Source organism: Flexithrix dorotheae DSM 6795 (assembly GCF_000379765.1).
Taxonomy (GTDB): Bacteria; Bacteroidota; Bacteroidia; order Cytophagales; family Flammeovirgaceae; genus Flexithrix; species Flexithrix dorotheae.
This window is the reverse complement of record NZ_KB903510.1, coordinates 1-4654: the sequence shown is the minus strand read 5'-3', so window position 1 is coordinate 4654 and position 4654 is coordinate 1. Positions and strand designations below refer to the sequence as shown.

The window sequence follows — 4654 nt, the reverse complement described above, 5'->3', positions numbered from 1 at the left end:
TTTTTTTTATTCATGTAGCCTGGAAATGAAATTTCAAAAAAGTGGATTATAATTGAGATTTTAATCTGCTCAGGGTATATGGAGTAACCCCCAGGTAAGAGGCAATCACCTTGTTAGAAAGCTTGGAAAGTATTTTAGGTTGATAGGCAATTAACCATTTAAGTCTTTCCAGTGCGGTGTGTCCCTGCAATCCATAAATACGTTTTTGAGAGGTTACATAAGCCATTTCAAGTATATCTCTATAAATTATATTTACTTCCGGGAAAGCATCTACAAGCATGTAGAAATCCTTTCTTGAAATCATCAGAATATCTGACTTTTCAACACTTTGAATAAATTCAAATGAAGGTTTTTGTTCGATAAAACTTGAAAGTGCTGTACCAAACTTGCCTTCAAAGGTGAAATAACGAGTCATTTCATCACCTGCTTCGTTCAGGGAAAAAATCCTTAAGCAGCCTTTATTTACAAAATAGTTGAATTTACACACTTTTCCGATTCGTAAGAGAAATTCCTTGTTACTAGTTTGGGAAGGTTTGAAGTAATCAGAAAATTCGTTAAACCTATCTCTGTCAATGTTTGTTTTTTCCTTGAAATACTGGTAAAGCAACTCGTACATATTCATTTTGAATTTACATGAATAAACTGACTCCAACCATTAAAATAGACCTGTTTTATTTCCCTAATGTAGGCATTTTTTTAATTTTCTTCAATCGGTCTTTCGGGGAAAACTATATCATGCTTATACAGACCGAAGACCAGACTCTGGCAATTCTTTACCTCAATCGTACACTTTCCAGATAAATAATATGGAGTATTTTCTTATTTCAGGTTTTCATTTATAATAGGTTTCTATTGGCTCAGTAGAGTTTATAAAATAATAGTTGGAGTGTCGGCTTTTGTGGAAAACAAAGGGAAATTATTAACTTTGAAATTAAAACGATTGAGATACTAGTACATATGAAAAAAGACGCTTTACTTTCCATACCCCAAATTTTTTTCTGCTTAACCTGCCTTTTTTTTACTAATTGTGAAAAGGAAATAAAAAATAGTCAAAAGGAATTGGTTAATGAATCCGTGGATCAATTACCCGAACCGCTGAATATTTTATGGTTAGTGACTGAAGATATGGGACCGTATATTCCTCCATTTGGGGATTTAACAATTCAAACTCCAAATTTGAGTCGCCTGGCTAATGAAGGAGTTATTTTTCCAAATCTTTATTCCACATCAGGTGTATGTGCCCCGAGCAGGGCAGGTATTGCTACGGGTATGTATCCGTCAGGTATAGGTGCTAATCATATGCGTACAAGTTCTCATTCGGAAAAAACAGGTTTGAAACCTTATGAAGCGGTTCCTCCACAAGAGGTGAAAATGGTGAGTGAATTGCTCCGGATGCAGGGTTATTATTGTAGCAACAACCTGAAGGAAGATTATCAGTTTAAAGCTCCGGTAACTGCATGGGATGAAAGTAGTCCTTATGGGCACTGGCGTAATAGAGCAGAAGGTCAGCCGTTTTTCTCCATTTTTAATTTTACCGAAACACATGAATCAGGGCTATTTGAACCCTATGGCTTTAGAAATATAGAAACCAGACATTACCATTCCGGAGATACTTCCTATTCCTGGGGTAAAGGCCGCATGACGGAAGCGCAGACACCAGTTCATATTTCAAAAGACCTTGAATTTCCTATTCCTCCTTACCTTCCAAATACTGATGTGGTTCGCAGAGACATGTGGAAAATGTATAATAATATAGCCGAAATGGATAAACAAGTCGGAGCAATATTGAAACAATTGGAGGCGGATGGATTATTAGAAAAAACAATCATATTTTTCTATGGAGATCATGGTGGGCCATTACCCCGCCAAAAACGTTTAATTTATGATTCGGGTTTAAATACTCCATTAATTGTCAGGTTCCCCAATAAATTGAAGGCTGGAATGGAGGATGAACAGCTCATTAGTTTTATAGATTTAGCGCCTACATTGCTATCATTAGCAGGGGTGGAACCTCCTGCATATATCCATGGAAGTGCTTTTTTAGGTGACCATAAGGCTGAGAAAAAACGAAAGTATATTCACGCTGCTGCAGATCGATTCGATGAAACTACAGATGTTATCCGTGCAGTTAGAGACGAACAATTTAAATACATTCGGAATTATCGCCCGGAGCAGCCCTACTATTTACCGCTTGCCTATAGAGAACAAATACCTACAATGCAACAGTTATTGCAACTGCAGCAGGAAGGCAAATTGAACAGTATCCAGTCTCAATGGTTTCGGGAAAACAAAACCCCGGAAGAGTTATATGATTGTAAGGCAGATCCGCATGAATTGAATAATCTGGCAGGGGACCCTGCATATGGGGAAAAGTTAAAAGAGCTAAGTGCAGAAATGGATCGTTGGATTAAGGAAATAGGTGATCAACCGAACCTCCCTGAAGGAGATTTGATTATGCAACTCTGGAATGGCCAGGAGGAACAACCAGTAACTCTTGATCCTATTGTGACAACTTCTGAGAAAAAAGTAACCATAACCTGTGACACTCAGGGAGCCTCCATTGGTTATAAAATAGTGACTAAAAATGGTGCTCCTGTATCCTGGAACGTTTACCAGAAACCATTTAAAGTCCAGGAAGGAGATAGGTTGCTTGTTCAGGCTCATAGAATTGGGTTTAAACCAAGTGAATTACTTGAAATAAAAATTGATTAGGGAATAAATAAAGATTTGAAGTGAAATTTGAAAGGGAACCTGAAGGTAGCGGACCAAAAAGTTTTATTCGGAGTGTTTAAGAATTTAAACTGACCAATTACTTATTAATTCTGTTTATTGGTCTCCAGATACTTTCATTTCCATTTTCCGGGACACCTCCAGTACTTTCATTCTTTGCCAAACTCAAAGGACTTTCCAGGTTTAAAAACAACTGTAGAATTATCCTGGGTATTAGGATCTGAAAATTTGTCTTAAAAAGAAACCTAATTTAGGAATTGAGGAACTTTCCACTATATTTATGAAAAGCCTGGATGTTTTTGATTGGTAAGTGCTGCGCTATTTCTTCCAAAGTAGCCAATAATAGCCTGTATGCATTAGTTTATTCCTAGATGGTTTTTAAAAATTTAAATTTATATAAGGTATTTTTTTTAGGAGTTTTCCTCTTAACCCCCTGGTTATTATCTGCTCAGCAATTATTCCAAAAACAATTAGTATTTGAGCATTACACCAAAAATCAGGGCTTGTCCTCCAATCAGGTCCAGGAATTTTGCCAGGACAGTGAAGGCTTTATCTGGGTTGCCACCACCGTAGGACTCAACAAGTTTGATGGCTATGGTTTTGAAACTTTCGAACACAGAACCAATGATTCCTTGAGCCTGGCAAGTAATTGGGTCAATTCCCTTAAAGAGAGTTTAGACAGGAAGAGTTTATGGATCGCCACTGATAATGGTTTGGATAAATTTGACAAGAAAACCGAGATTTTCGAAAAAACCAATGTGAGAAGTGAAGTATTCGATTTTTTCTTTGATAAAGAAAATAACCTTTGGGTAGCTTCCACTCAGGGACTTTACAAGAAAGATTACCTAGGCAAAGAATTTAAAAAAATTGCCGATGGAAGGTTTCACGAAATTTTCATTGACAGTAGGGATAACATTTGGGTAAATAAAGAATTTTCTTTTGGAACTTTTGATCTGGAAAATGGATTGGTTGATACCTTTTTAAGGCAGGTTGATGTGAGAACGGTAATAGAAGATAGTCAGGGAAAAATTTGGGCTGGTACTAAAGAATTGGGCCTAGTTAGGATAGAAAATAATCATACCAGAGAAATTAAAGAATATAGTCAGCAAAATGGTTATTTCGCCACCAGTTCAATCTCAGACATTATAGAAGAATCGAAAGGGAAATTTATTGTAGCTGTTCGCGATGGAGGATTGTATTATCTCGACACAGAAAAAGATACTGCCACTGGATTTTTCATGGATAAGTTTAACCCCAAAGGGCTAAACTCTAATGCCCTTGTTTCTATGTTTAATGATAAATGGGGAAACCTCTGGTTGGGAACTTATGACAAGGGGATTAATTTTTTAGATATGAACCGTAAACCATTTTTACATTATAATATGAATTTTAAGGAAGATGGTTTACCCAGTAATAGCGTAAGAAGTATTCATCAGGACAAAACAGGGGAGATTTGGATTGGAACAAAGGAAGGTGGGTGTCTCAGCAGATTCGATTATGAAAAAGGCACTTTTCAGCATTATTGCCACGATGAAAATGATCCCGAAAGTGTAAGTGGGGAATTTATCCTTTGTATTGAAAATGCAGTTGATCCGGATTACATTTGGGTAGGTACCTATAGCTCCGGATTAAACTACTTCAATAAAAAAACCGGAAAAAGTAAATATTACAGACACCTCCCAGGAGACAAAGGAAGCCTAAATCAAGACAGGGTTTATGTACTTTATCTTGATTCAAAAAAACAACTTTGGATTGGGCCAAGAGAAGGTCCTTTACAAATGCTGAAAAACCCTGAGGATGATTTTATATCCTACGTTCCTAAAAGCAAAGCAAATTTAAAAGCTCCACATAACGAAATAAGGGCTTTTTTCGAAGATTCTCAACACGCTTACTGGATTGGAACAAATTATGGCTTGAGCAATTT

The 4654-nt window shown here is 36.7% G+C and carries 4 protein-coding genes; 3 read left to right on the top strand and 1 reads right to left on the bottom strand.

Annotated features, from left to right (window positions below):
* Nucleotides 1–46: 46 nt before the first annotated feature.
* Nucleotides 47–622 (bottom strand): Crp/Fnr family transcriptional regulator, encoded by a 576-nt coding sequence (locus A3EM_RS0139225; protein ID WP_020533719.1) that lies wholly within the window; start codon nt 620–622, stop codon nt 47–49.
* A gap of 11 nt (nt 623–633) precedes the next feature.
* Between A3EM_RS0139225 and A3EM_RS47910 the strand changes: the two genes are divergently transcribed.
* The 3 genes from A3EM_RS47910 to A3EM_RS0139205 form a co-directional block, all read left to right on the top strand.
* Entirely contained in the window at nt 634–801 is a 168-nt protein-coding gene (locus A3EM_RS47910) for a hypothetical protein (protein WP_020533718.1), read from the top strand.
* Between the two features lie 156 nt (nt 802–957).
* Nucleotides 958–2712, top strand: a complete 1755-nt coding sequence (locus A3EM_RS0139215; protein ID WP_020533717.1) for a sulfatase family protein — start codon at nt 958–960, stop codon at nt 2710–2712.
* A gap of 389 nt (nt 2713–3101) precedes the next feature.
* The coding region (locus A3EM_RS0139205; RefSeq protein ID WP_020533715.1) for a ligand-binding sensor domain-containing protein at nt 3102–4654 on the top strand (1553 nt) is incomplete at its 3' end.

Coding starts and splice junctions, on each gene's coding strand:
- A3EM_RS0139225 (WP_020533719.1), bottom strand. CDS start 622: ATGAATATGTACGAGTTGCTTTACCAGTATTTCAAGGAAAAAACAAAC.
- A3EM_RS47910 (WP_020533718.1), top strand. CDS start 634: ATGAATAAACTGACTCCAACCATTAAAATAGACCTGTTTTATTTCCCT.
- A3EM_RS0139215 (WP_020533717.1), top strand. CDS start 958: ATGAAAAAAGACGCTTTACTTTCCATACCCCAAATTTTTTTCTGCTTA.